The 22,826-nt window shown below is 68.5% G+C and carries 22 protein-coding genes and 2 pseudogenes; 12 read left to right on the forward strand and 12 right to left on the reverse strand.

Going from position 1 to position 22,826, the window contains the following annotated elements:
* A pseudogene (locus A9X03_RS11800) lies at window positions 1-254 on the forward strand (MFS transporter); the annotation flags it as partial.
* 12 nt (window positions 255-266) lie between these two features.
* On the opposite strand, the gene A9X03_RS11805 reads toward A9X03_RS11800, so the two are convergent.
* Together A9X03_RS11805 and A9X03_RS11810 are read right to left on the reverse strand one after the other, a co-directional pair.
* Window positions 267-1,304, reverse strand: coding sequence for an LLM class F420-dependent oxidoreductase (locus A9X03_RS11805; protein WP_068261148.1), 1,038 nt, complete (start codon window positions 1,302-1,304; stop codon window positions 267-269).
* Between the two features lie 12 nt (window positions 1,305-1,316).
* On the reverse strand, window positions 1,317-1,739 hold the full coding sequence (locus A9X03_RS11810) for a nuclear transport factor 2 family protein (RefSeq protein WP_067753617.1): 423 nt from the start codon (window positions 1,737-1,739) through the stop codon (window positions 1,317-1,319).
* Between the two features lie 122 nt (window positions 1,740-1,861).
* On the opposite strand from A9X03_RS11810, the gene A9X03_RS11815 reads away from it, so the two are divergent.
* Window positions 1,862-2,512, forward strand: coding sequence for a PadR family transcriptional regulator (locus tag A9X03_RS11815; protein ID WP_068261151.1), 651 nt, complete (start codon window positions 1,862-1,864; stop codon window positions 2,510-2,512).
* Here the strand turns inward: A9X03_RS11815 and A9X03_RS11820 are convergent.
* Both A9X03_RS11820 and A9X03_RS11825 read right to left on the reverse strand, forming a co-directional pair.
* Window positions 2,421-5,336, reverse strand: coding sequence for an ornithine decarboxylase (locus A9X03_RS11820; protein WP_067753610.1), 2,916 nt, complete (start codon window positions 5,334-5,336; stop codon window positions 2,421-2,423). The genes A9X03_RS11815 and A9X03_RS11820 overlap by 92 nt on opposite strands.
* A 152-nt stretch (window positions 5,337-5,488) precedes the next feature.
* Complete coding sequence (locus tag A9X03_RS11825; RefSeq protein WP_067779018.1) at window positions 5,489-6,208, reverse strand: CoA pyrophosphatase; 720 nt, start codon at window positions 6,206-6,208, stop codon at window positions 5,489-5,491.
* 100 nt (window positions 6,209-6,308) lie between these two features.
* On the opposite strand from A9X03_RS11825, the gene A9X03_RS11830 reads away from it, so the two are divergent.
* The 3 genes from A9X03_RS11830 to A9X03_RS11840 are packed head-to-tail and all read left to right on the forward strand — an operon-like array spanning window position 6,309 to window position 8,599.
* A complete protein-coding gene (locus tag A9X03_RS11830; RefSeq protein ID WP_067779015.1) occupies window positions 6,309-7,352 on the forward strand; it encodes an amidohydrolase family protein in 1,044 nt (347 codons plus the stop codon).
* A gap of 34 nt (window positions 7,353-7,386) precedes the next feature.
* Window positions 7,387-8,277, forward strand: coding sequence for a hypothetical protein (locus tag A9X03_RS11835; protein ID WP_068261154.1), 891 nt, complete (start codon window positions 7,387-7,389; stop codon window positions 8,275-8,277).
* Between the two features lie 55 nt (window positions 8,278-8,332).
* Complete coding sequence (locus tag A9X03_RS11840) at window positions 8,333-8,599, forward strand: YdeI/OmpD-associated family protein (RefSeq protein WP_067753598.1); 267 nt, start codon at window positions 8,333-8,335, stop codon at window positions 8,597-8,599.
* A 6-nt stretch (window positions 8,600-8,605) separates the two neighbouring features.
* Here A9X03_RS11840 and A9X03_RS11845 read toward each other — a convergent pair whose 3' ends face one another.
* The 3 genes from A9X03_RS11845 to A9X03_RS11855 all read right to left on the reverse strand — a co-directional run bounded on the left by A9X03_RS11845 (window position 8,606) and on the right by A9X03_RS11855 (window position 10,640).
* Window positions 8,606-8,959 (reverse strand): VOC family protein, encoded by a 354-nt coding sequence (locus A9X03_RS11845; RefSeq protein ID WP_067753595.1) that lies wholly within the window; start codon window positions 8,957-8,959, stop codon window positions 8,606-8,608.
* A 143-nt stretch (window positions 8,960-9,102) separates the two neighbouring features.
* On the reverse strand, window positions 9,103-9,612 hold the full coding sequence (locus A9X03_RS11850) for a hypothetical protein (protein WP_082970851.1): 510 nt from the start codon (window positions 9,610-9,612) through the stop codon (window positions 9,103-9,105).
* A 143-nt stretch (window positions 9,613-9,755) separates the two neighbouring features.
* A complete protein-coding gene (locus A9X03_RS11855) occupies window positions 9,756-10,640 on the reverse strand; it encodes a cyclopropane mycolic acid synthase family methyltransferase (protein WP_067753632.1) in 885 nt (294 codons plus the stop codon).
* Between the two features lie 183 nt (window positions 10,641-10,823).
* Here A9X03_RS11855 and A9X03_RS11860 point away from each other — a divergent pair, with 183 nt between their 5' ends.
* From A9X03_RS11860 to malQ, 4 genes are all read left to right on the forward strand, one after another.
* Window positions 10,824-11,411 (forward strand): hemerythrin domain-containing protein, encoded by a 588-nt coding sequence (locus A9X03_RS11860; protein WP_067779006.1) that lies wholly within the window; start codon window positions 10,824-10,826, stop codon window positions 11,409-11,411.
* Window positions 11,412-11,588: 177 nt separating this feature from the next.
* Complete coding sequence (locus A9X03_RS11865) at window positions 11,589-12,917, forward strand: MFS transporter (RefSeq protein ID WP_067753629.1); 1,329 nt, start codon at window positions 11,589-11,591, stop codon at window positions 12,915-12,917.
* 101 nt (window positions 12,918-13,018) lie between these two features.
* Window positions 13,019-13,654, forward strand: coding sequence for a phosphate signaling complex protein PhoU (phoU, locus tag A9X03_RS11870; RefSeq protein WP_067753586.1), 636 nt, complete (start codon window positions 13,019-13,021; stop codon window positions 13,652-13,654).
* Window positions 13,655-13,787: 133 nt separating this feature from the next.
* Entirely contained in the window at window positions 13,788-15,773 is a 1,986-nt protein-coding gene (malQ, locus tag A9X03_RS11875; RefSeq protein WP_068261157.1) for a 4-alpha-glucanotransferase, read from the forward strand.
* 18 nt (window positions 15,774-15,791) lie between these two features.
* Here the strand turns inward: malQ and A9X03_RS11880 are convergent, their stop codons facing one another.
* The gene (locus A9X03_RS11880) at window positions 15,792-16,547 is read right to left on the reverse strand and encodes a class I SAM-dependent methyltransferase (protein ID WP_067753580.1); all 756 of its coding nucleotides are present in this window, start codon (window positions 16,545-16,547) and stop codon (window positions 15,792-15,794) included.
* Complete coding sequence (locus A9X03_RS11885) at window positions 16,544-17,527, reverse strand: methylenetetrahydrofolate reductase C-terminal domain-containing protein (protein WP_067753577.1); 984 nt, start codon at window positions 17,525-17,527, stop codon at window positions 16,544-16,546. Before A9X03_RS11885 ends, A9X03_RS11880 begins: the two co-directional genes overlap by 4 nt.
* Window positions 17,528-17,699: 172 nt before the next feature.
* Between A9X03_RS11885 and A9X03_RS11890 the strand changes: the two genes are divergently transcribed.
* On the forward strand, window positions 17,700-19,058 hold the full coding sequence (locus A9X03_RS11890; protein WP_068261159.1) for a wax ester/triacylglycerol synthase family O-acyltransferase: 1,359 nt from the start codon (window positions 17,700-17,702) through the stop codon (window positions 19,056-19,058).
* A 7-nt stretch (window positions 19,059-19,065) separates the two neighbouring features.
* On the opposite strand, the gene A9X03_RS11895 is transcribed toward A9X03_RS11890, so the two are convergent.
* Entirely contained in the window at window positions 19,066-19,503 is a 438-nt protein-coding gene (locus A9X03_RS11895; protein ID WP_067778997.1) for an ATP-binding protein, read from the reverse strand.
* 116 nt (window positions 19,504-19,619) lie between these two features.
* Between A9X03_RS11895 and A9X03_RS11900 the strand changes: the two genes are divergently transcribed.
* Window positions 19,620-20,552, forward strand: coding sequence for an LLM class F420-dependent oxidoreductase (locus A9X03_RS11900; protein WP_067753571.1), 933 nt, complete (start codon window positions 19,620-19,622; stop codon window positions 20,550-20,552).
* A gap of 6 nt (window positions 20,553-20,558) precedes the next feature.
* Here the strand turns inward: A9X03_RS11900 and A9X03_RS11905 are convergent, their stop codons facing one another.
* Window positions 20,559-21,377, reverse strand: a complete 819-nt coding sequence (locus A9X03_RS11905) for a formate/nitrite transporter family protein (RefSeq protein WP_067753568.1) — start codon at window positions 21,375-21,377, stop codon at window positions 20,559-20,561.
* Window positions 21,378-21,453: 76 nt separating this feature from the next.
* Window positions 21,454-22,491 carry a 2-hydroxyacid dehydrogenase gene (locus A9X03_RS11910; RefSeq protein ID WP_197508507.1) on the reverse strand — a complete coding sequence of 346 codons (1,038 nt, stop codon included), beginning with the start codon at window positions 22,489-22,491 and terminating at the stop codon, window positions 21,454-21,456.
* Between the two features lie 130 nt (window positions 22,492-22,621).
* Between A9X03_RS11910 and A9X03_RS11915 the strand changes: the two are divergent.
* Window positions 22,622-22,826 (forward strand): annotated as a pseudogene (locus A9X03_RS11915) (LLM class F420-dependent oxidoreductase); the annotation flags it as partial.

The raw sequence follows: 22,826 nt of genomic DNA on the forward strand, positions 1-22,826 counted from the left end.
TGGGATGCGCCTCCGGCCTGTGCTTGCGTGAGGGGTTGATCGATCTGGAGGCCGCGGCGCCGAAACGCTTGCGCGGCGCGCTGGTCGGCGCGTTTTACGTGGTGACCTACATCGGTTTCGGGCTGCCGCTCATTTTGGCGACGGTCGGGTCGGCGGTGTCGGCGACCGTTCTCGCGGTGATGGCCGCGCTGGCGTTGCTGGCCGCCGCGAGTCGGGCGGTGCGATTGCGGCGCGACGCCCACCGACAGGCCTGAAATCGCCCGCGCTCAGAGCAATTCGCGCAGCATCTCGATCAGCTTGACCCGCTCGCCCGGGGTGGACGCGATGGGCGCCACGTTGAGCGTGGTGACCCCCGCTTCGCGGAACGCGGCCAGTCGATCCTTGACGAACTCGCGACTGCCGATCAGGTTCACGTCCCGGACCAACTCGTCGGGCACGACCTTGGCGGCGCCGTCCTTGTCGCCGGCCAGGTAGAGCTCTTGGATCCGGTCCGCCTGCGGGCCGTAGCCGTACTTCGTCGCCAGGGCATGGTAGAAGTTCTTGCCCTTGGCGCCCATGCCGCCGATGTAGAGGGCGAGATGGGGTTTGACGAATTCCCTTAGTGATCCCACGTTTTCACCGATGGCGAGGACCGGGCCGGCGTAGATGTCCAACTCACCCAGCTCGGCGTCCCGCTTGGCGCGGCCGGCGGCCAGCGCCTCGCCCCACACCTCCTGCGCCTTTTCGGGCAGGTAAAAGATCGGCTGCCAGCCCTCGGCGATCTCGGCCGCGAGCTCGACATTCTTGGGGCCAAGCGCCGCGACCAATATCGGAATGCGTTCTCGCACCGGCTTGTTGATCAGCTTGAGCGGCTTTCCGAGCCCGGTGCCCTGCCCGGTGGGAAGCGGGATCGTGTAGTACTTGCCCTGGTGCTTGACGGGTTCGCGTCGCCAGACCTGCCTGCAGATGTCGATCACTTCGCGGGTCCGGCCGATCGGCGCGTCGTAGGGCACCCCGTGAAAGCCCTCGATGACCTGCGGACCGGAAGCCCCCAGCCCAAGGGTGAACCGGCCATCGGAGACGTAGTCGAGCCCGGCGGCGGTCATCGCGGTGAGCGTGGGCGTTCGGGTGTAGAGCTGCAGGATCCCCGAGGCCAGGCCGACCCGTTCGGTGCTGGCGGCCAGGTAACCGAGCGCGCTCACCGCGTCGAACGAATAGGCCTCGGGGACAAAGACGATGTCGAGTCCGGCACGCTCGAGGTCGGCCACTTCGGCGGCCACGTCCTTGAAGCCGCCCGCATAGTTGATGCCCAATCCGATTCGCATGGTCGCTCGCCCCTACGCGGTGGTGAACGTGTCGGCCAGTTGGAGCGCCTCCTGCTGGATCCGCTCGAACTGGGCGCCCATCGCCTCGGACAACGCCTTCGCGCCTGAGAGCGGCCGCACCATCACCATGAAGTCGTCGATCAGGCCGTCGTCGTTGAAGTGCAGGAAGTCGCAGCCGGTGATCTTGACCCCGGGCGCCCCGGCGATTCCAGTCTCGAACACGAGGGCGTGGTCTCGGCCGTCGTCGTCGTGGATCTCCCGGATGTAACGGAAGTCCTCGAAGATGCGCAACACGCCGCTCAGGATGGCCGCGGTGATCGGCTTGCCGACATAGGGCTTGAACGCGACCGGGCTGGTGAACACGACGTCGTCGGCCAGCAGCGCATGGATGCCGCTCTCGTCGCGGTCCTCGACGGCTTTGCGGAAGGGATGCATCCGACAGACACCTCGGCTTGGATTGGTTGGGAAGTGCCGTTGACGCTATGCGGTCCGTCGGCCCGTGTCCATAGTGCGATTAATCACTTTGTTGATTACTCGTATCGTTGTACTCTTCTTCGATGTCGCTGCGTGACGCTGTCCTGGCGGCCCTCCTCGAGGGTGAGTCGTCCGGATACGACCTCGCCAAGGACTTCGACGCCTCGGTGGCGAATTTCTGGATGGCCACCCCTCAGCAGCTGTACCGCGAACTCGACCGCCTTGCCGAGCAGGGCCTCATCCGGGCGCGCGTCGTGCAGCAGGAGCGCCGGCCAAACAAGCGGCTGTTCTCGCTGACCGAGGCCGGCCACGACGCGATCCGGGAGTTCACCGCGAGGGCCCCCAAGCCCTCGGCGATTCGCGACGAACTGCTCATCAAGGTCCAGGCCGCGGACGCCGGGGACGCACGCGCCGTGCGGGAGTTCATCGTCGAGCGCCTGCAGTGGGCGACGGCCAAACTGCAACGCTACGAACGCTTGCGGGCGCGCATACTCGACGGACACGCCGAGGGGGAGTTTTTGGCCCATGCCGAGCGGATCGGCCCCTATTTGACGCTGCTGCGTGGGATCGCGTTCGAGGAAGAGAACGTTCGGTGGGCCGAGCGCGCGCTGGACGTCATCGACCACCGCATGGCCGCGCGGCCTAAGCAGAACCCGAGCTCACCGCGTCGCCGGGCTGCTGCTGGCCGAGCAGCTCATCCTGACCGACCTCGGGAACGCTCCCCTCGCCGCTGAGCCGGGCACGCTTGCCCGGCTTCTTCGGCGTCTGCTTCGCCCCGTCTGGGGCGCCGACGGCGCGGTGGCCGTTGGACGGCAGGCCGGCCGGCCGGCCGGCCATTTCGATGGCTTTACCGGTGTACACGCGGTAGCCGAAATTTGGTAAGTAGCCGTGGATTTCGGGCGTGTCGAGGTCGCGCATGAACTGCAGGATGCCGCGACTGAACAGCTGCCCGGGCACCAGGACCGGAAAGCCCGGCGGGTAGGGCGTCACGTACGTCGCCGACACGACGTCAATGCCCGCGTCGAGCCGTTCATCGATCTGGTCGCCGGTGAGGTACTCACAGTTGGTGTCGTCGTAGGAGAGGTAGAACCCGCGGCGGACGTCCCCCTCGGGCGTCGGCTCGGCGCCGCTGTGATCCAGGAAGGCGGGGTGGAATCCGCTGAAATCGGGCAGTGGCAAGGACATTTCGGTGAGCCGGTAGACCGCGCGGTCGAAGTGCTCTCGCTCGCCGAGGCTCATCTCGGAGATGTTCTGGTCGAGTTCGGTGGCGATGTTGACCAGAACCTCCACCAGGAAGGCGACCGAACTGCGCGTGGTGCCGATGTTGGTCATGAACAGGACGCTGTTGCGCGACGTCTTGTTGATCTGGATTCCGTAGCGGTCCATCAACTGCTGGCGTTTGAAGGTGTCGCCGTCGTAGCCGGTGGGCCCGATGAACAACGTGATCCGCGACGGGTCGAGCACGAACTCGTCCTGGCCCCACGCCGCCATCATGTTGCGCAGGCCCGAGCGCAGCGGCTGGGCGATGGCCGACGGCCGGAACGGCTCCGGGATCAGATCCGACGTGCGCAGGCAGCGCATGTACTTGCTGAGCAACGGATGGTTGTCGATCGCGTCGCGCAACTGCATCGCGTTCTCGATCTGCCGTTGCACCAGCTCGACTCCCTCCAGCGCGACCTGCCGGCGCCCCAGGTCCAGGGACGCGAGAATCTGGTAGTTGGGGGAGGTCGACGTGTGGGCCATGTATGCCTCGTGGAACGGCTCGGCGACCTTCTGGTCGAAATCCTGATCGAAAACGTGGATCATCGATCCCTGCCTCAGCGCGGTCAACGTCTTGTGCGTCGACTGCGTGGCGTACACCCGCACCCGGGCCCGGGCGGGGTCGGGCAGCAAGCGACGGTCCAAAAGCTCGTCGTCGCTGGGTGTTTCGTTGCCACCGGCCGAGAGATATTCCTCGTAGCGACGCCGATAGCCGGGGTCCTGCAGCCGCGCGCGCATGGTCCGTGCCGCGGCCATCGCGGTGCGCGTCCGGTAGACCGGGTGGAACCGCGCGAAGGCGAACCAGGCCTCGTCCCAGAGGAATACCAGGTCGGGTTTGATGGCCAGGCACTCCTCCATGACACGCTCGACGTCGTAGACGATCCCGTCGAAGGTGCAGTTCGTCAGCGACATCATCTTCACGCGGTCGAGCTTGCCGGCCCTTTTGAGCGCCAACAGCTTTGACTTGATCTCCCGCAGGGGGACCGCCCCGTACATCGAATACTCGTTGAGCGGATACGCCTCCAGATACACCACGTTCGCACCGGCGAGCATCATCCCGTAGTGGTGCGATTGATGGCAGTTGCGGTCCAGCAGCACGATGTCGCCGGGCGCCACCAGCGCCTGCGTGACAATCTTGTTGGCCGTCGAGGTCCCGTTGGTGACGAAGTACGTGTGCCGCGATCCGTAGGCCTGCGCGGCGAGTTGTTGCGCTTCTCGCAGCGGCCCGGTCGGTTCCAGCAGTGAGTCGAGGCCCCCGCACGTCGCCGACGTCTCGGCCATGAACACGTCGAGGCCGTAGAACCCCACCATGTCCCTGATCCAGTGGGAGTTGACGATCGATTTGCCCTGCGAAATCGGCAGCGCGTGAAAGACACCGGTGGGCCGGTGGCTGTACTGCTTGAGCGCGCTGAAGAACGGTGTGCGGTAACGCGCCGCGACGCCCTGCAAGATCGACAGGTGCAGCTCGAGCATGCCCTCGCGCGCGTGGAACACCCTGCGGAAGTACTGGCCCAGCCGACCGGCGATGTCTTCGACCTCGATCTCGGTCATCAGGTACAGGTCGAGCTCCGGCCGCAGTTCGGCCAGCGATGTCGCCAGGATCTGCGCGCGTTCCTCGGGAGTCTGGTGGTCGTTCAGCTCGTCGGATACGGCCGTGTCGACGAACTCCGACAGCGCCGACAGGTCCCGCGTCGATTGGTGCGAGAAGCGCCGGCGGATCACCACCGCCTGCAGGTTGACGTTGAGCCGCGCCGCGATGAGGGCCTCGTCCCCGCTGGCGACCACCACCAGTTCGTAGACGAATTCGTCGTCGGGGCGCCGCCATTTGCGGACCTCGTTGCGCAGGGCGCGTTCCTGGTCCTCGGTCATCTTCTCGACGACCAGCACCTCGAAGTAGGGACGGTCGCGCTGCGACGCCGGCTGATGCTCGATGAGTTGCCGCGGATCGGACGGGAACATGTCGAGTTCGTCGGCGCCGGCGTTGTCCACGTCCCCTGAGCGGTAGGACTCGGTGGTCAGCGCCCGGTTGACCTGCGCGACCGCCTGCGCGAACTTGTCGTAGCTGCCGGCGGCGAAAAGCCTTTGTATGCGCGCGAACTGCGGCGCGCCGGGGTAGGCCCAGTAGGGCTCCAGCGTGCTCAGGCGCGTCAGCAACTCCTGGCAGGCGCCCGCCCATTTGTCCCTCAGCGTGCCGGTGGTGGTCGGCCGCGTCAGCCGGTCCGCGGCTTCTTCCAACCGGCACCACGAGTCGCTGCGCACCTGCCAAAGGCTGTTGTAAGCGCGCAAATGTTCTGTCATGGCCGCCCTTTCTGGGATCATGGCGACTCCTGAGTCCCGGAGCGTCGGTCCAGGCTTGCAGAGTCAATACGCCCGCCGGTGACCGGAAGGCGAACACCGAGCGTCCGTCGCGTGACAGCCGCCGCTCACACCGCGGCGCCTGCCATCGATCGCTACCTCCAGGCGAAGACCGGTTGCTCCAGCCCGTCGACCGCGTCCGGTCGGCCTTCCAGACACAGCCACCTCAACTGCAGCAGCACGGCGCCGGTCGGCGCGTGAATCAGGTCGTTGCCCAGAGGAATCTGCACGACCGGGCGCGGGCTCTCCGGGATGGTGATGAATCGCGGCGAGTCGTCGCGCTGCAATTGATGCAACCCCACCCGGTACACCGCCACCACCTCGTCGGGCGCCGGGCGGGGATCGAGGCGGCCGCCGCCCCAGATCACGACCGGGGTGATGACGTACCCGGACCGCGTCGGATAGTCGTCGAGGAGGCCCAACACGGTCGAACCGGTCAGGGCGATGCCGACCTCCTCGCGCAATTCCCGCAGGGCCGCGTCGACGGCGGTCTCGCCCGGGTCGAGCCTGCCACCGGGCAGCGCCCATTGCGCGGCGTGTGAGGTGAGTCGAGATGCCCTCCGGCACAACAAGAACGCCGCGCCGCCCGAGACGCCGACCATCCGGCCGTCGAGGCCGGGCTCCGGCATCGGGCGGTCACCGTTCCATTCGTCCACCGGCGCCGGATCCACCCGGTCCTCGCCGAGGGTGGAGTCCACCAACACCACGGCGACCGCCGCGTGCCGTTTGGTTGGGTCGGTCACCTCGCGGCGGTCGTGGCGCGCGAGATTGCCGCTGATCCGCTCGCGCAGAGCCTCGTCATACGGGATGGTCACGGGTTCGAGACTATGCGGGGCCGGTCCCGGCGCGTCCCGGGTACTCCGGTGAACGCCCGGCGCCCCGCGCTCGTGGGTGTGCATGTACGGGAGGAGACGGATGAAGGTCATCGGTATCGAGGAGCACTACAGGTTTCCGGCCATAGCCGAAGAACACCGCAATCAAGGGGCCGACTCGGCGACCGAAATGCTGAGGCACGCGGGCTACGGTTCTCCCGGAACGGAAGGCGAATGGCCGCCGGGGATCACCGACGTGGGCGAGGGGCGTATCGCCGCGATGGACGCCGCGGGCATCGACATGCAGATCCTTTCGCACTCCGTCCCGGGACCCGAGACTCTGGACCCCGATTCGGCGATCGAGCTGGCCCGGCGGGCGAACGACGCGGTGGTCGCCGCGGTCGGGCGGCATCCCGACCGGTTCCGCGGCTTCGCCACCCTCCCGATGCGCGACCCCTCGGCGGCGGCCGCCGAGCTCGAGCGCACCGTCCGCGATCACGGCTTCGTGGGCGCACTGATCAACGGACACGTCAACGGGCGCTACCTGGACGACACGTTCTTCTGGCCGGTCTTCGAATCCGCCGAAACCCTGGGCGTGCCAATCTTTTTGCACCCGACCATCCCGCCGCAGTCGATCATCGACACCTATTACGGCGGCTTTGACCCGAAGGTGTCGGCGCGGTTGGCGGCGGCCGGGGTCGGCTGGCATATCGACACCGGGGTGCACTGCCTCCGGCTGATCCTGGGTGGGGTGTTCGACCGGTTCCCGCAGCTACAGATCATCGTGGGTCACCACTTCGAGGCGCTCAGCTGGATGGGCTGGCGGACCGACTACTCGTTTCCGGTCGAGGCGACGGGTCTCAAACGCACCGTCAAGGAGTACCTGCGGGAGAACTTCTACGGCGGCATCCTCGCCGGCGATTTCTTCAGTCAGGAGCCCGGCGCCGCGGATCCCAGTTGGAGCCTGTCCTTCAACGCCTATCTGGCGATGGTCAATGTGATCGGCATCGACCGCGTGGTCTTCACCGCCGACTATCCCTACGGCAACATCAAGGCGTGCCGCCAGTTCCTCGACAGGATGCCGATCAACCGGGGCGACCGGGAGAAGATCGCCCACCTCAATGCCGAGCGGCTGCTGAGGCTTTGAGCACCGGCAACCATGGGGGTGGTTAACTGCCATCATGCAACGGAAACCCCTGCTGGCGCGGCGCTTCTTCGACCGCTTCGAACCGGTGCATGCGGTGACGTATTTCGCGCCGGAGGCGCGGGCGGCGCTGGACGGGCTGGGCTACCGCGGATTCTGGATGGGCTACTTCGCCGCGCGCTCGGCGCCGCTGGGCCCGGTGCCCCGGCAGGTGGTCACCGCGATCTTCTACAACTTCGCCCCCGAACGGATCGCCAAGGCGCTGCCGGCGGCCTGGGAGGTCGCCGGGCCGGACGCGGCGTTGCGGGCCCGGCAGGAATCGGCCGTCGCGGCGTTGCGCCGCTACGGGCTGGGCGACGGCGAAAACATCCGTGCCGCAGCGGAATTGGCGGGCAAGGCGGCCAGGCGGGCCCCGCTGGATGCACGACCGTTGTTCGCCGCCAACCTGGCGTTGCCGTGGCCGGACGATCCGCTGGCCGCGCTCTGGCACGCGACGACGCTGCTGCGCGAGCACCGGGGCGACGGACATGTGGCGGTGCTGGCCGCCGCGGGCGTCTCGGGCCGGGAGTCCAACGTGTTGCACGCCGCGGCCGGCGGTGTCCCGCGCGAGTACATCGCGCGCACCCGCGACTACGACGAGGCCGCGTGGCGACAACACGAGCAACGGCTGGCCGAACGGGGGCTGCTCGACGATGAGGGCTCGCTGACCGCGGCCGGCCGGGAACTGAAGGACCACATCGAACGGTCCACCGATGCGCTTTCCCTGTCCGCGCTCGACGCGCTCGACGACGACGAGGTGGAGACGCTGTTCCGGGCGCTCACGCCGGTCACCCGCACGGTGGTCGCCGGCGGTGATGTGCCCGCCCGCACGCCGATGGGATTGCGCCGCGACGAATTGCACGACGACAGCGCGCATTTGACTTCTTAGCCACGGCGCGCGACCACAGCCGATCGTCTACTGCGCGGACAGCTACTGTGGCCCCATGAGCAGTGAGCGGATACCCGGCGGAGTGGTGCACAAGCTTCCGGCCGACCTGCGCGAGTCGCTGATCGGCAATGCCACCGCGCTCGCCGCGTGGAACGACATCACGCCCTTGGCCCGCAACGAATTCATCTGCTGGGTCGAGGACGCCAAGCAGGAAGCCACCCGGCAGCGCCGCATTCGCCGGACACAGGAGGAGCTGGAAGAGGGCAAGCGCAGGCCCTGCTGTTGGCCCGGGTGCAAGCACCGCGAGCGCAACGGCAAGTAACGCCGGTCAGCGGCCCAGCGGCATGTAGAACACCAGGCCGTTGCCCTTGTTGTCATAGACCACGGCACGGCGTTCATGCGCGTCGTCGTACGGCCCTTTGACGATGCCGCCGCCGCTGGCCTCCACCGCCTTCGCCGCGGCGTCGACGTCGGCGGTCTTGATGCCGACGACGACCTGACCCGGTATCGGGTGGTCCACGGCGGTCGCCAGCGCCAGCGTGACGGGGCCGCCGTCGAGGGCGGCGAAGTGCGCCCCATCGCGGAACTTCAGCGCCATGCCCAGCGTCTCGCTGTAGAACCGGATCGACTCGTCCAGGTCGTCAGTCGACAAGATGATCATTTTGACTTCGTGCTCGCTCACGGCGCCTCCTCTGGCTGGATGGCATACAGAGTAGGCCCGGGACGGCGCCGGGAGAAGGCGAGAAGCGGCGGCGCGGACTGAACGACAGAGGCGCTGCGCCGCAAGGTCGTTGACCAAAGCCGGGGATGTCGGCGCGGGGTGGATCAGCTGCGCCCGGCCGGAATGACCTGCCCGTCAAGGTAGTCCATCGGCGGTCCGTCCCCGTGTCCCGCGCCGTGGTCGGCCACCGCGGTGGCCATGGCGGTGCCGTCCTGGATGGTTCCGACGATGACCACGTGGTCATTGACCGTGAAATGTGAAGCGGCAGCTGCCGGTTGGCCACCGCGACCGATGAGCGTGGTGTTGGGCGTCACGAGATAGGTCTGCGTGTAGCCGTCGGCGCTTCTGGCGGTGACCGAGCCCGCCGACACCGCGACCACGGTGCCCTCCTGCCGCACCGGGCGCGAAGCGGCGGACGGCGGCTCCTGGCTCGCCTCGATCATTCGCTTCTCGCCGTGCGGAGCGTTGAGCACCAGGGCCGCACACGCCGCCGCGCAGAACATCGAGGCGGAAAGCACGTCGCACACCGCCGCGATGCCCGACCGCCGGCGCGGCGTTCGATCCGCCGGCGGTCTTTGCTGCGCGGTCGCGCTCATCCGATGCTTGGCACTCACGATCAATCCTTCCCTGCGGTTTCGCGCCGACGAAGGCCGACGCGTACCGATGCAGGTTGTTGCTCGTGGTTTTACCCCGGGCGGTGCACGGATAAACCGGCCCGGGGTTCAGCTATGGTGCGCCCGAATCGGGGCCCGGTTCCTCAGCCCTTGACGAGGGTGAACTGCGCGACGTCGGTGTAGCCCTCGCGGAACAGGTCGGCGCAACCGGTCAGGTACTTCATGTACCGGTCGTAGACCTCTTGGGACTGAATCGCGATGGCCTCTTCGCGGCGCGACTCGAGGGCGGCCGCCCAGGTGTCGAGGGTGCGCGCGTAATGCAGGCGCAGCGGCTGGTAGAGCTTGAGACCGAAGCCGGCGCGGGTCGCGTGCTCTTCGACCGTCTTGGCCGCGGGCAGGTCTCCGCCCGGGAAGATCTCGTCCATGATGAATTTCATGAACCGCAGTTTCGTCATGGTGATGGGCAGCCCACGCTCTTCGAATTCCTCGCGGCTGGGCTGGATGATGGTGTGCAGCATCATCACGCCGTCGGCGGGCAACGCCTCGTAGGCCATCTTGAAGAAGTCGGGATAGCGGTCGCGCCCGAAGTGCTCGAAGGCGCCGATGGAAACGATGCGGTCCACCTTCTCGTCGAACTGCTCCCAGCCCTGTAGCAACACCCGCTTGCTCCGGGCGCTGGGGTGCTCGTCGAGGCGCTGCTGCACGTGCGCCTGCTGGTTGCGGCTCAGGGTGAGGCCGACGACGTTGACGTCGTACTGCTCGAGGGCCCGGATGATGGTGGTGCCCCAGCCGCAGCCGATGTCGAGCAGGGTCTGGCCCGGTTGCAGCCCGAGCTTGCCCAGCGACAGGTCGACCTTGGCGAGCTGAGCTTCTTCGAGGGTCATGTCGTCGCGCTGGAAATAGGCGCAGCTGTAGGTCCGCGTGGGGTCCAGGAACAGCGCGAAGAAGTCGTCGGACAGGTCGTAGTGCGCCTGAACGTCGTCGAAATGCGGCTCTAGGCTCACGGGCTCGCTGCGGTTCTCGGGCACAAACAACCTCTGACTGTGGTGGATTTTTTCTCGCACGCGATCGCGGTCGATCGACATGCTGACGACCCAGTGTATCCGCACGGTCGACGAGGCCCTTCTCGACGTTGCCCGGCCGGTTGACTGGCTGCGCCGCGATGGGACACCATGGCGCGAACCGTAGCGGGAGGGAGGTGGGGCGTCGCGATGGCTGACATCACCATGTTGATCCTCGCCGACCACGAGTGGTTCCGCGAACAGTTCGCCAGGCTGGACTACCTGCAGGCTCAGACGCCGGTCGACGAAACCGCCCTTGCCCGGGTGTGGCGGCCCCTCGCCGACAAGCTGGACGTGCACGCCTACATCGAGGAGAAGATCTTCTACCCGCAACTTCTGACGCGGGTCGGCGACGACGCCGAGGGTGAGACGCTCGACGCCATCGGTGATCACAACGACATCCGCGACGGGGTGCGCGACGCCAACGCCGCAGAGGTGGGCACCGACGAATGGTGGGCGGCGGTCGGCCGCACGCGCGAGGCCAACGACGACCACATGGGCGAAGAGGAGCGAGAGGGGCTGTCGGACTTCCGTCGCAGGGCTCCCATCGGCCTGCGGGAAGCGCTGGGCCGGCAATACAGCGACTTCATGGCCGAACACCCCACCACCGAGGGTTTGCCGATCGTCGACCGGGACCCGCAGCGCTACGTCGACGATATCGAGGCGGCCACCCGGTCGGAGGACCGGTCGAAGCCCCGGGATTATTCGCTTCGCATCGGCAGCCTGAAAGGTCAATGAGTTCTTCTCGGGCTGGCCCGGTCGCTACGATCGGCCACCGGCCGATGAAGACGACGAGCCGGATGGGAGCGCAACTTGTTCGGCCCTCGGGACTTCTGGGTACGCAATCCGTCGATGAATGCGCGACGCCGCCGCCGGAAATGGGCACGCAACGAGATCCGGGTCGCCGACCCGGCCATGCGCCAGACCATCATGGGCACCGCCATCGGCAACTTCATGGAGTGGTACGACTTCGGGGTCTACGGCTACATCGCCACCACCCTCGCCCAGGTGTTCTACCCCGGTAAGAGCGTCAGCGGCGTCCACCTGATCGCGACCTTCGGCACGCTGGCCGCCGCGTTCGTGGTGCGGCCTCTCGGTGGCTTCATCTTCGGGCCCCTCGGCGACCGCATCGGACGGCATCGGGTGCTGGTCATCACGATTCTGATGATGACGATCAGCACGACCGTGACCGGCCTGCTGCCCGGCTACAGCGCCATCGGCATCTGGGCGCCGATCCTGCTCGTCATCGCGCGGATCTTCCAGGGGCTGTCGACCGGCGGTGAGTTCGTCGGCGCGATGACCTACCTGGTCGAGCAGGCGCCGGACCACAAACGCGGCAGGATGGTCGGATTCTTGCCGATGGGCAACCTGGTCGGGTTCGTGCTGGCCGGGATGCTCGTCACGGCCTTACAAACCTGGCTGCCGGACGAAGCCATGCTGACCTACGGCTGGCGGATCCCGCTGTTACTGGGCGCGCCCTTCGGTCTGTTCGCCCTGATTCTGCGGCTTCGGCTCAAGGAGTCGTCCGCCTATCAGAGCGCGACGGAGGGCGCGCAGCAGTCGGGCGGGCGCCGGCAGCAATTCCGGCGCACGGTTGTGGACCAGTGGCGGGGGCTGCTGATCTGCGCCGCCCTGGTGCTCACCTCCCAGGTCGCCGATTTCATGCTGACCGGTTACCTGCCGACCTACCTCAAGCTGTTCGTGCGCGCCGGCCACACCGCCGGGCTGGTGATGATCGTGGTGACGTTGGCGATCCTGATGGTCACGGTGGTGCTGGTCGCCAGCCTGTCCGACCGCATCGGCGTCAAGCCGATCATGTGGACCGGCTGCGCACTGCTGGTCGTCGGTTCGATCCCCGCGTTCCTGCTCATCCGCTTCGGCGGGATCTACCCGGTGATCTTCATGGGTGTGCTGCTGATCGGGTTGATGGAACTGTGCTTCGACAGCACCGCGCCGGCCATGCTGCCGGCGCTGTTCCCCACGAACGTCCGCTACGGGGCGCTGGCGATCTCGTACAACATCTCCATATCCGCCGTCGGCGGCACTACGCCGCTGATCGCCCAGGCGTTGGTCTCGGGCACCGGCAACGTCATGGCGCCCGCCTACATGCTGATCTTCGGCGGCCTGGTGGGCGCGGTCACGCTGCTGTTCACGCCCGAGGTCGCCGGGAAGCCGCTGCCGGGATCCGGGCCCGCCGTGGAAACCGAGCAGGAGGCGCGCGAGCTGGCCGAGGGCGTCCGGTAGCCGAAGGCCGCGAAACGCGTTGCGGGCGAACCCTCCACGCGGCCACTCCCACCGAGCGGCCAACGACGTTTATTTTGCGTTTCCCGGCCTATCTCTAAGGGGTGAGGAGCGCTTTTCACCATCGATTGGGAACCCTCAGCGAACAGCTCGCCGCGATGTGCGCGATGGCCGGCGGAGCCATCGGGCTGGCTACCGAGGCGCTGCTGAAGGCCGACCTGGTGCTGGCGGAACGCGTCATCGCCGGCCAGGCGGACATCGTCGCCGTCAACACCGGCGTCGAGGAGACCGCATTCGCGTTGCTGGCCTTGCAGGCCCCGGTGGCGACCGACCTGCGGGCGGTGGTCAGTGCCATCCGGATCGCCGCGGACGCGCAACGGATGGGCGGGCTCGCGGTACACGTGGCCGACATCGCCCGCATGCGCCATCCCCGCATTGCCGTGCCCGACGATGTGCGCCACCACATCGCCGAAATGGGTGATGCCGCCGAGCAGCTGGCCGTCGGCGCGCGAGAAGTATTGCTGGCCCAGGATCCTCGCCGGGCGGCCCAGATCCGCCGCGACGATGATGCGATGGACGAACTGCACCACCAATTGCTGACGGCTCTGATGGACCCGTGCTGGACGCACGGTGTCGCCGCCGCGGTGGATGTCACGCTGTTGGGCCGCTTCTACGAGCGCTTCGCCGACCACGCCGTGCAGATCGCCCGGCGGGTCATCTTTCAGGCGACCGGGCACTAGCCGAAAACGCATGCCGGCGAACGAGTTTCGGCCGCCCGTGTGAGAACCCACCGCTTGGGTATATAGAGGTTGTGCTGCTACCCCTCCGTCGTCCCATCGCCGCCGCCGGCGCCGCACCCGGGCCGGCGGCTTGATGGCGAAGCCCAAGCCGGTTCCCGATGACCTGCGGCGGGTGGCCGCGGCTCACGGGGTGGCCACCTCCTATCGAAACGAGCGGCGAGAGCCGGTGGACGTCGACGCCGACGTCGTGATCCGGGTGCTCGACCTCCTCGATGTCGACGCCTCGAGCGAAGCCGCGCGGCGACGCGAGCTGGCCCGGCTCGCCGAGCGCGACCGCGCCGGCGCGCTGCCACCCACAATCGCCGTGCGGCTGGATGGGCGCCCCCGGGCCGTGCCCGGCGCCGCCGTCCTGGTGAGCGAGGACGGCGTCCGGACCGAAGTGCGCGACGAGCTGCCCGGTGACCTCAGCCCGGGCTGGTATCGGATCGAGCTGCGCGACGGTCAGGAGGCCACCCTGGTGGCCGCCCCGCCACGCGTGCCTCCCACGCCGGCCACCTGGGGCTGGATGTTGCAGCTGTATGCGTTGCGATCCGCGCGATCCTGGGGCATCGGCGACCTGGGCGACCTGCGCGAGTTCCTGAATTGGACCGCCGCCGAGCATGGGGCCGGCGTGGTGCTGCTCAACCCGCTGCACGCGCCCGGCCCGACGCACCCGGTGCAGCCATCGCCCTACACCCCGTCCAGCCGACGATTCGCCAACCCGCTGGCGCTGCGCATCGAGGATCTCGACGCCTACCGCCATGCCGACCCGGAAACCCGCGCGGAGGTCGACGCGTTGCGGGTCTCGCCCACCACCGAGCGGGTCGACTACGACCTGGTGTGGGCGGCCAAGCGGTCGGCGCTGGAACTGTTGTGGCGCGCCGACGGCCGGCCCAACCCGCTGGACCAGTCGGCCGCCGGCACCGGTCTGCGCGACTGGGCCACGTATTGCGCGCTGGCCGAGCGGCACGGCGGCCGGTGGACCCGCTGGCCCGCACCGCTGCATGACGTCGCCGGGCCCGGCGTGGCGGCGGCCCGGCGGGAGCTGGCACCCCGGCTGGCCTTCCACGCGTGGGTGCAGCAACGCTGCGACGAGCAGCTGACGACCGTGCGCGACGCCGCACGCGACGCGGGCATGGCGCTCGGCGTGCTGCACGACCTACCGGTCGGGGTGGACGCGAACGGCGCCGACGCGTGGGCGCTGGCCGACGTGCTCGCCACCGGGGTGAGCATCGGCGCGCCGCCGGACAACTTCACGCCGCGTGGGCAGGATTGGGGGCTTCCGCCGTGGCGGCCGGACCGCCTCGCCGCCACCGGCTACGCCGCGCTGCGGGACATGCTGCGCGCAGTGCTCGCCCATGCCGACGGGCTGCGGATCGACCATGTCGCAGGGTTGTGGCGGCTCTGGTGGATCCCGCCGGGGGACGGTCCGGAGCGCGGCACCTACGTGCACTACGACGCCGACGTGATGCTCGCGGTCCTGGCGCTGGAGGCGCATCGCGCGGGAGCCGCCATCGTCGGCGAGGATCTGGGCACCGTCGAACCCGAGGTGACCCGGGCGCTGGCCGACAACGAGATGCTGGGCTGCGCGGTGTCGTGGTTCACCCGTGACGAGTCGGCTCCGGGCGAGCCGCTGCTGCCGCCTGCGCAGTGGCCGTCGCGGGCGGCCGCCAGCCTGTCCACCCACGACCTCCCCACGGCGGCGGGTTTCCTGCGCGGTGAACACGTGCGGGCCCGCGCGGACCTCGGGCTGCTTGACGACGTGCCGGGCGAGCAGTCGGTGGCCGACAAGGAACGAGCCGAGTGGGTGGAACTGCTGCGGTCCGAAGGGCTGCTTTCGGGCTCCGACGCGGACGAGCCGGCAATCATCACCGCGATGCACCGATTGCTCGCCGCGACCCCGAGCCGGCTGAAACTGATCTCGCCCTACGACGTGCTGGCCGAACCCCGGCAGCCCAACCTGCCGGGCACCATCGACGAATACCCGAACTGGCGGTTGCCCCTGCCGGAGACGCTGGAGGAACTGCGCGCCGACCCGAGGGTCGCCGAAATCACCGCCGCCTTCCGAGGGGCGCGGTAACCGGGCCCAGGCGGTCTCTCACGCGTGCCGCAGCACCAACAGCTCGCCCGTCAGCGCCCCGTCCCCGAGCAGCCGCCCGATCTTCGAGCTCTGCCGTTCGGCCAGCTGCCAGGCCTCCGTGTGCCCGTGGCGGTCCCTCAGCGCGTTTTCCACGGCGTCGATGCGCTCGTTCCACGTGTCGGCGATCGCCGGGAGGTCCGACGTGCCCAGCGAGTGCTCGACGCGCAGGCCGGCGCGCGTCACCAGCTCACGCAGGCGAGCGGGCGACGGGAAGTGGTTGCCGTCGGTCGTGTCGTTCGCCGCGTCAGAGTGCGCGACGAAAACCAGCAGCCCGATGGGCCCGCCGGGCCGCACGACGCGGCGCAACTCGTCGAGCAGCCCGAGCTGATCCGGCGTCGTGCACAACACGCCCAGGGACCAGGCGGCGTCGAAGCTCGAGTCAGTCACCGGCAGGGCGGCGCCCGCCGCGCACACCACCGGGAATCCGAACAACTTCTTCGCCGCGCGGCAGGCACCGGTCTCCGGTTCGACGAGCACCGGACGCACCGGACGCGAGCGCGCGGCATACGCGGCGGGCCCGCCGACGCCTGCGCCGGAGTCCAGCAATGTGTCACCGGCCGTCAGGCCCATGCGGTCGATGAGCCAGTCCAGGGCGGGCGGACTGCCGCTGCCGCGACAGCCGGCCGGCACGTGGTAGTCCGGGCCCAGCTCTTCGGCCACCTCGGCCGTCCATTCGGCGACGGTGTCGAACTCCGCCTCCATCGCTTCCGTCATCGACGCGCCTCCGCCCTGATCCGACGACCCACCTCGCCCTTGATCTCCGCGCCGGCGCGTGGGCCAGACGCGGACGCGAGGCCCGACACGTTGACGCCCTCGACGCCTTCGATCGACAGCAGCGCCCGGGCCTCGGCCACCGCCGCCTCGATCCCCTCGGCCACCGGGTCCGGCGCGCCCAACACCCGCTCCGTCACATCCTGATCGAGTTCCAGGCCGGGCAAGCCTTGCAGGACCGCCGCGGAGGCGCTGTCGGTGAACACGGCCACCGCCGCGATCACCGGAATGGTCAGACCAGCCGCCCGCGCCTCGGCCATGAAGTCGGCGACCTGCCCGGCGGAGGGCACGTGGTTCAGGACTGCCAGGCTGGCGCCGGCCCGTTGCTTCTCCACCAACCGGGCGGGGCGGGCGTGCGCCGGCGGGGCGGTGGGCGTCTCGGGCACCGCAGCGACAACTCCGGTGGAGGCGGCCAACGAAACAAGCCGGGGGCCGTCGAGGTCGAAGGTCTGCGTGACGTCCGGGCGCACGTCGTAGCCGCGCCCGTCACCGGTCACGCACAGCACCGTTTCGACACCGATGCCGAGCAGGCCCCGCAACTCCTGCTCGAGCACCACGCGGTTGCGGTCACGGCATGACAGCGTGATCCAAGGCGTCACCCCGGCGTCGAGGAGCAAAGACCCCATCAGCGTGGGCGGGAAGTCGGGCTTGTTCTGGTGCTCGCCCACCAGGACGGCGTCGCATCCCTGCGCCAGCGCGGCGGCCGTCGCGGCGATGTCGTCACGGTCGAACGGGGTGCTGCTGAAGTCGGTGAGCACCAGCGGCGCGTGCGCGAGACGCGGCGTGGACTGCGGCCCCGACCACGCCACCACCTCGTCGAACGCGCACGGACCGGGGCGCATCTCGCACTGGCCGTCGGGCCGCACCCCGCCGCACGGCCCGAACACCATCCGTTTCGGACACCCCAAACCCGCCGACATCATGACTCCTCGAGCGCCAGTGTTCGCATGCATGTACCCAAACGGTCGCGGGCGCAAGCGCTTCAGCGAACGGCGCCGATTCGCAGCTCGAAGACGATTAGCAAACGCTCGCTGCGGCTACTAGGAGATGGGTGTGCCGCGCGCCCGGCGCAGCGAAAGGAACGGGGTCAAAAGCATGGAACCGATATCTCCGACGGATGCGCTGTTCCTCATCGGTGAGTCACGCGAGCACCCCATGCACGTGGGGTCGCTGCAACTCTTCGAGCCGCCCGAGGACGCCGGGCCCCACTTCGTGCGCGAGTCCTATCAGGCCATGCTCGAGTGCACGGACGTGCAGCCGACGTTCCGCAAGCACCCGGCCTTCTTCGGCGGACTGACCAACCTCGCGTGGTCGTTCGACAAGGACGTCGAGCTCGACTACCACCTGCGCCGCTCGGCCCTGCCCGAACCGGGCCGGGTCCGTGACCTGCTCGAGCTGGTTTCCCGGCTGCACGGCAGCCTGCTCGACCGGCACCGCCCGATGTGGGAGGCCCACCTCGTCGAGGGGCTGCAGGACGGCCGCTACGCCGTGTACACGAAGTACCACCACTCGCTCATGGACGGGGTGTCCGCGATGCGGCTGGTGCAGCGCGCCTTCACCCCCGATCCCGAGGATGACGCGGTGCGCGTGCCGTGGAGCCTCGGGCCGCGCAAGCGCGGCGGCGGGCAGAAACGGCAGTCCCTGCTGGAGCGGGCGGGCCGGACCGCGGGGTCGGCGCTCGCCTTGGCGCCGTCGTCGCTGAAGCTGGCCCGGGCCGCCCTGCTCGAACAACAGCTGACGCTGCCCTTCCAGGCGCCGCGCAGCATGTTCAACGTCCGGATCGGCGGCGCCCGGCGGGTGGCCGCGCAGTCCTGGTCGCTGGACCGGATCAAAGCGGTTAAATCGGCGGCCGGGGTTACCGTCAACGACGTCGTGCTCGCCATGTGCTCCGGCGCCCTGCGTGCGTACCTGCAGGAGCAGAGCGCGCTGCCCGACGCCCCGCTGACCGCGATGGTGCCGGTCAACCTCCGCAAGGCCGACGACGACCGCGGAGGCAACCTGGTCGGGACGTTCCTGTGCAACCTGGCGACGGATCTGGACGACCCGGCGCGACGCCTAGAAATCGTCAGCACGTCGATCCGCGACACCAAAGAAATCTTCCAGCAGCTGCCCCCGGTTCAGCAGCTCGCCCTGTCGGCCTTCAACATCGGCGGCCTGTTCTTCGGGCTGATCCCCGGCTACCTGTCGGCGGGGTCACCGCCGTTCAACATCGTCATCTCCAACGTCTCGGCCGGTCCGTCGGAGCCGCAGTACTGGCGGGGCGCCCGGCTGGACGGCAACTACCCGCTGTCCATCCCGCTCGACGGCCAGGCGGTCAACATCACCGTGACCAACAACGCCGACAACCTCGACTTCGGTCTCGTGGGCTGCCGCCGCAGCGTCCCGCACCTCCAGCGGCTGCTGGGCCACCTGGAGACGTCGCTGAAGGACCTGGAGCGCGCCGTCGGCGTGTGAGCGGCGGCTACGGCCTGGTGGTGTAGTCCAGGCAGACCGTCGTGCCGGTGGGGCGGGCGTTGATGGTGCAGTGATCCGCGAGCGCGTGCATCAGCGCGATTCCGCGGGACCGCCGCGGGTCGCTGAGGCGTTGCGGCGAGGGCGGGAGCCAGGATCCGCGATCGCTGACGCAGATGCTGATCGACTGGGCGGCGCGGTCGTGGCTTGCCTGCAGTTTCATCGTTCCCGTCGGGCGGTGGTCACGGTATGCGTGCTCCACACAGTTGGCCAGCGCCTCGTTGACGCCCAGAATGATGTCGTCGTGAACCTCCGCCGGAGCCTCGGTCACCTCCTGCAGCCACCGCCGCAGGGTGCGGCGCAATTCCGCCGCGGTCACCGCGTCGGCGGCGCCGGCGCAGGTCAATCGCGCGGGCGTGACAACGATTGGTGGCAGCGGTGAAGTCATGCAGAAGGCATACCCAGTTGCGGCCGGCCTGCTAACCCGCCGGCCGTCTCGCTTTGGCCACAGCCGGGTACAGGTTCGGAATCGAGTTGCCGTACAACGAGATACAGAGGGATCCTATGGACTTTCGTGCATTCATCGAGCCGCAGCAGGGCGCCCGCTACGCCGACCAGGTGGCCGTCGCCCAGACCGCCGAGCAGCTGGGGTTCGGTGCGTTCTTCCGGTCCGATCACTACCTGGCGATGAGCGGCGACGGACTGCCTGGCCCCACCGACTCGTGGGTGACGCTGGGCGCGATCGCGCGGGAGACGTCGACCATCCGGCTGGGCACCCTGGTGACTTCCGCAACATTCCGCTACCCCGGCCCGCTGGCGATCGCGGTGGCCCAAGTGGACGACATGAGTGGCGGACGCGTCGAATTCGGGCTGGGCAGCGGCTGGTTCGAAAAGGAGCACCAGGCGTACGGCATCCCGTTCCCACCGCTGCGGGAGCGGTTCGACCGGCTCGACGAACAGCTGGCCATCATCACGGGCCTGTGGACCACGGGGCCCGGCGAAACCTTCGACTACGCCGGCGCGTACTACACCATCAGCGGCTCACCGGCGCTGCCCGAGCCGACGCAGACCCCACACCCGCCCATCGTCGTCGGCGGCCTGGGCGCCAACCGCACCCCGCGGCTGGCCGCGAAGTACGCGGCCGAGTTCAACGTTCCGTTCGCGCCGATCGGCGTGGCCGAGAAGCAGTACGAGCGGGTGGCGCAAGCCGTCGCCGCGGCCGGCAGGCCCGGTGACTCGATGGTCTACTCGAGCGCATTCGTGCTCTGCGCCGGCCGCAACAACCGCGAACTGACCCGGCGCGCCGCGGCGATCGGTCGCGACCTCGACGAAATGCGGTCCAACAGCCCGCTGGTCGGCTCCCCCGCGGAGATCGTCGACAAATTGGGCGCCTGGAAGCAGATCGGCGTGCGACGTGTCTACACCCAGCTGCTGGACTTGACCGACCTCGCCCATCTGGAGTTGTTGGCGAGTGAGGTTATGCCGCAACTGCTTTGACGGCTGTCACCGGCCTTCGGCGTCCGCGCGTTCCTCTTCGAGCCGGTCCTTGCTGCGCAGAAGCCGCAGCAGGGTCACGAACAGTAGCCCGCCGATCATGTTGCCGACCACGGTGTAGCCGAACCACCCCAGCCACGTCAGATAGCCGAACGGGGCAGCCCCGGTGACCAGCGCGCCGAAGATCAGCAGCGAATCCAGGATGGAGTGGAACAACCTCAGCCCGGCGAGCAGGAACGCGGCGGCCACCGCTGCGGCGATCTTGGCGGGCACCGAGTCGGTGCCGTGTTGCATCCGGGTCATCAGCGTGATGACCATGCCGCCGAGGATCGCCAGCACCATGCTCTGGGCGGATAGTGGCGCGGTGGCGAAGTGGGTGCCGGACTCGATGGTCTGCGCGTGCAGCTCCGGGAAGCCGGTCATGATCAGCCACATGATCACCCAGCCGCCGACCAGGTTGGCGAACATGGTGCCGCCCCACAGCTTGGCCAGCTGCGGCAGGCTGGCGCGCTTGGCGGCCACCGTCACGACGGGAATGATGAAGCCCTCGGTGAACAGCTCGCTGCGGCCGAGCAGCAGGGCCAGGAAGCCGATCGAGAACGCCAGCCCGGCCAGCAGCGGGCGGTGGGTGGCGTCCAGCACCGACAGGTAGGCAAGCACCCCGATCCCCACCTCGGTACCACCGAAGAAGCCGGTCACCAGCACGCCGCGCCAGGTGCGGTGCAGGCGCTGGGTGCCCTCGCTCAGCATCCTGCTGAACGCGTCCTCGAGCTCGTCCTCGATCGGGCTGTCGGTCTGCCCGAGCTGACGCTGGGTGGTATCACTCATGGTGGATGGCCTGATACCCGTTATTTGCCGGATGGACCATCCGGTGTGAGGGATCTGACAGCGCCCGCCGCGGCCGTCACCTCCGCGGTCGCAGCACCGGCGTCACCAGCTCACCGGTGCCCAGGTAGCTCTCCAGGTTCCGGATGGCGAGCATCGCCATTGCCCTGCGGGTCCGGGCGGTGGCACTGCCGATGTGCGGAAACAGGACCACGTTGTCGAGCTCGAACAACTCGGGCGGCACATGGGGTTCGTCGACGAAGACATCCAGCCCGGCCCCGGCGAGGCCGCCGCCGACCAGCAACTCCACCAGCGCGTCCTGGTCGACGACGCTGCCGCGGGCGATGTTGACGAGATAACCCTCGGGGCCCAGGGCCTCGAGGACGGAGCGGTCGACCAGGTGGCGCGTGTGCGGATCGCCCGTCGTGGCCACGACGAGGACGTCGACCGACTCGGCCAGCTCCCCCGGCGACGGGGCGTAGCGGTACGGCGATCCGTCGATGCGGTGGCGGTTGTGATACGCGACGGCACAGTCGAATCCGAGCAGCCTGGTCGCGATCGCCGAACCGATGCGACCCAGACCCAGGATGCCAACCTGCAGGCCGCTGAGGTCCCGGGCGTATGGGAACGGGCCGTCGCGCAGCCAGCGGCCCGCCCGCACGTAGCGGTCGGCGGCGCCGAAACGGCGCAGGGTCATCAGGATCAGGCCCAGCGCGGTGTCGGCCACCGTGTCCGAAAGGACGTCGGGCGTGTTGCTGACGCCGATGCCGCGGCGCCGCGCCGCGGGCAGATCGATCAGGTCCACGCCGGCGCCGTTGTTGACGATCACCTCGAGGTTGGGCAGCGCGGCGATGGTGTCGCCGTCGACACCGGCCGTGCCCGATGTGATCACGATGCGAACGTCGGCCGCATGTTCGGCGAAGAAGTCGGCGCGCCCCGGACCGTCGGGAAGCTTGGGGATCTCGTACCGCGCGGTCAGCTCGGCTTCGAAAGTCCGCTCGAAGCGGCCGATCCGCAGCGCATGTCCAATCTTTTTTGTCGTCACGCGTCCATCATCGGGCGTCGGTGAAATATTCGGGCGGCGGTCGTGGTTGTGATGCCCGGCGGTGTCGTACATTCCCCCGGGTACCACTTTGAGAACCGTCGCTTCGAGCGACCACTTGCCGAGAGGCGCGAAGACGGCACCGTCCCTCAAACTTTTTCCATTGCGCGGGAAGCAATCCCCCGGCGGCTCGGTTGCACCGCGAGTGCGCATCGGAGTGGTGTTCCCGCAAACCGAGCTTGGCGGCGACCCGGCGGTCGTGCGTGCATACGGCGAGGGCGTACAGGAACTCGGATTCAGCCATATCCTGGCGTACGACCACGTCGTGGGCGCCGACCCCCTGGTGCACCGCGGCTGGGCCGGCCCATACGACATCGACTCGACGTTTCACGAGCCGTTCGTCTTGTTCG

The organism is Mycobacterium sp. E1715 (genome assembly GCF_001667625.1).
Classification (GTDB): Bacteria; Actinomycetota; Actinomycetes; order Mycobacteriales; family Mycobacteriaceae; genus Mycobacterium.

Coding starts and splice junctions, on each gene's coding strand:
- A9X03_RS11805 (WP_068261148.1), bottom strand. CDS start 1,304: ATGCGAATCGGATTGGGCATCAACTATGCGGGCGGCTTCAAGGACGTG.
- A9X03_RS11810 (WP_067753617.1), bottom strand. CDS start 1,739: ATGCATCCCTTCCGCAAAGCCGTCGAGGACCGCGACGAGAGCGGCATC.
- A9X03_RS11815 (WP_068261151.1), top strand. CDS start 1,862: ATGTCGCTGCGTGACGCTGTCCTGGCGGCCCTCCTCGAGGGTGAGTCG.
- A9X03_RS11820 (WP_067753610.1), bottom strand. CDS start 5,336: ATGACAGAACATTTGCGCGCTTACAACAGCCTTTGGCAGGTGCGCAGC.
- A9X03_RS11830 (WP_067779015.1), top strand. CDS start 6,309: ATGAAGGTCATCGGTATCGAGGAGCACTACAGGTTTCCGGCCATAGCC.
- A9X03_RS11835 (WP_068261154.1), top strand. CDS start 7,387: ATGCAACGGAAACCCCTGCTGGCGCGGCGCTTCTTCGACCGCTTCGAA.
- A9X03_RS11840 (WP_067753598.1), top strand. CDS start 8,333: ATGAGCAGTGAGCGGATACCCGGCGGAGTGGTGCACAAGCTTCCGGCC.
- A9X03_RS11860 (WP_067779006.1), top strand. CDS start 10,824: ATGGCTGACATCACCATGTTGATCCTCGCCGACCACGAGTGGTTCCGC.
- A9X03_RS11865 (WP_067753629.1), top strand. CDS start 11,589: ATGCGCCAGACCATCATGGGCACCGCCATCGGCAACTTCATGGAGTGG.
- malQ (WP_068261157.1), top strand. CDS start 13,788: ATGGCGAAGCCCAAGCCGGTTCCCGATGACCTGCGGCGGGTGGCCGCG.
- A9X03_RS11880 (WP_067753580.1), bottom strand. CDS start 16,547: ATGACGGAAGCGATGGAGGCGGAGTTCGACACCGTCGCCGAATGGACG.
- A9X03_RS11885 (WP_067753577.1), bottom strand. CDS start 17,527: ATGATGTCGGCGGGTTTGGGGTGTCCGAAACGGATGGTGTTCGGGCCG.
- A9X03_RS11890 (WP_068261159.1), top strand. CDS start 17,700: ATGGAACCGATATCTCCGACGGATGCGCTGTTCCTCATCGGTGAGTCA.
- A9X03_RS11895 (WP_067778997.1), bottom strand. CDS start 19,503: ATGACTTCACCGCTGCCACCAATCGTTGTCACGCCCGCGCGATTGACC.
- A9X03_RS11900 (WP_067753571.1), top strand. CDS start 19,620: ATGGACTTTCGTGCATTCATCGAGCCGCAGCAGGGCGCCCGCTACGCC.
- A9X03_RS11905 (WP_067753568.1), bottom strand. CDS start 21,377: ATGAGTGATACCACCCAGCGTCAGCTCGGGCAGACCGACAGCCCGATC.
- A9X03_RS11910 (WP_197508507.1), bottom strand. CDS start 22,491: ATGTACGACACCGCCGGGCATCACAACCACGACCGCCGCCCGAATATT.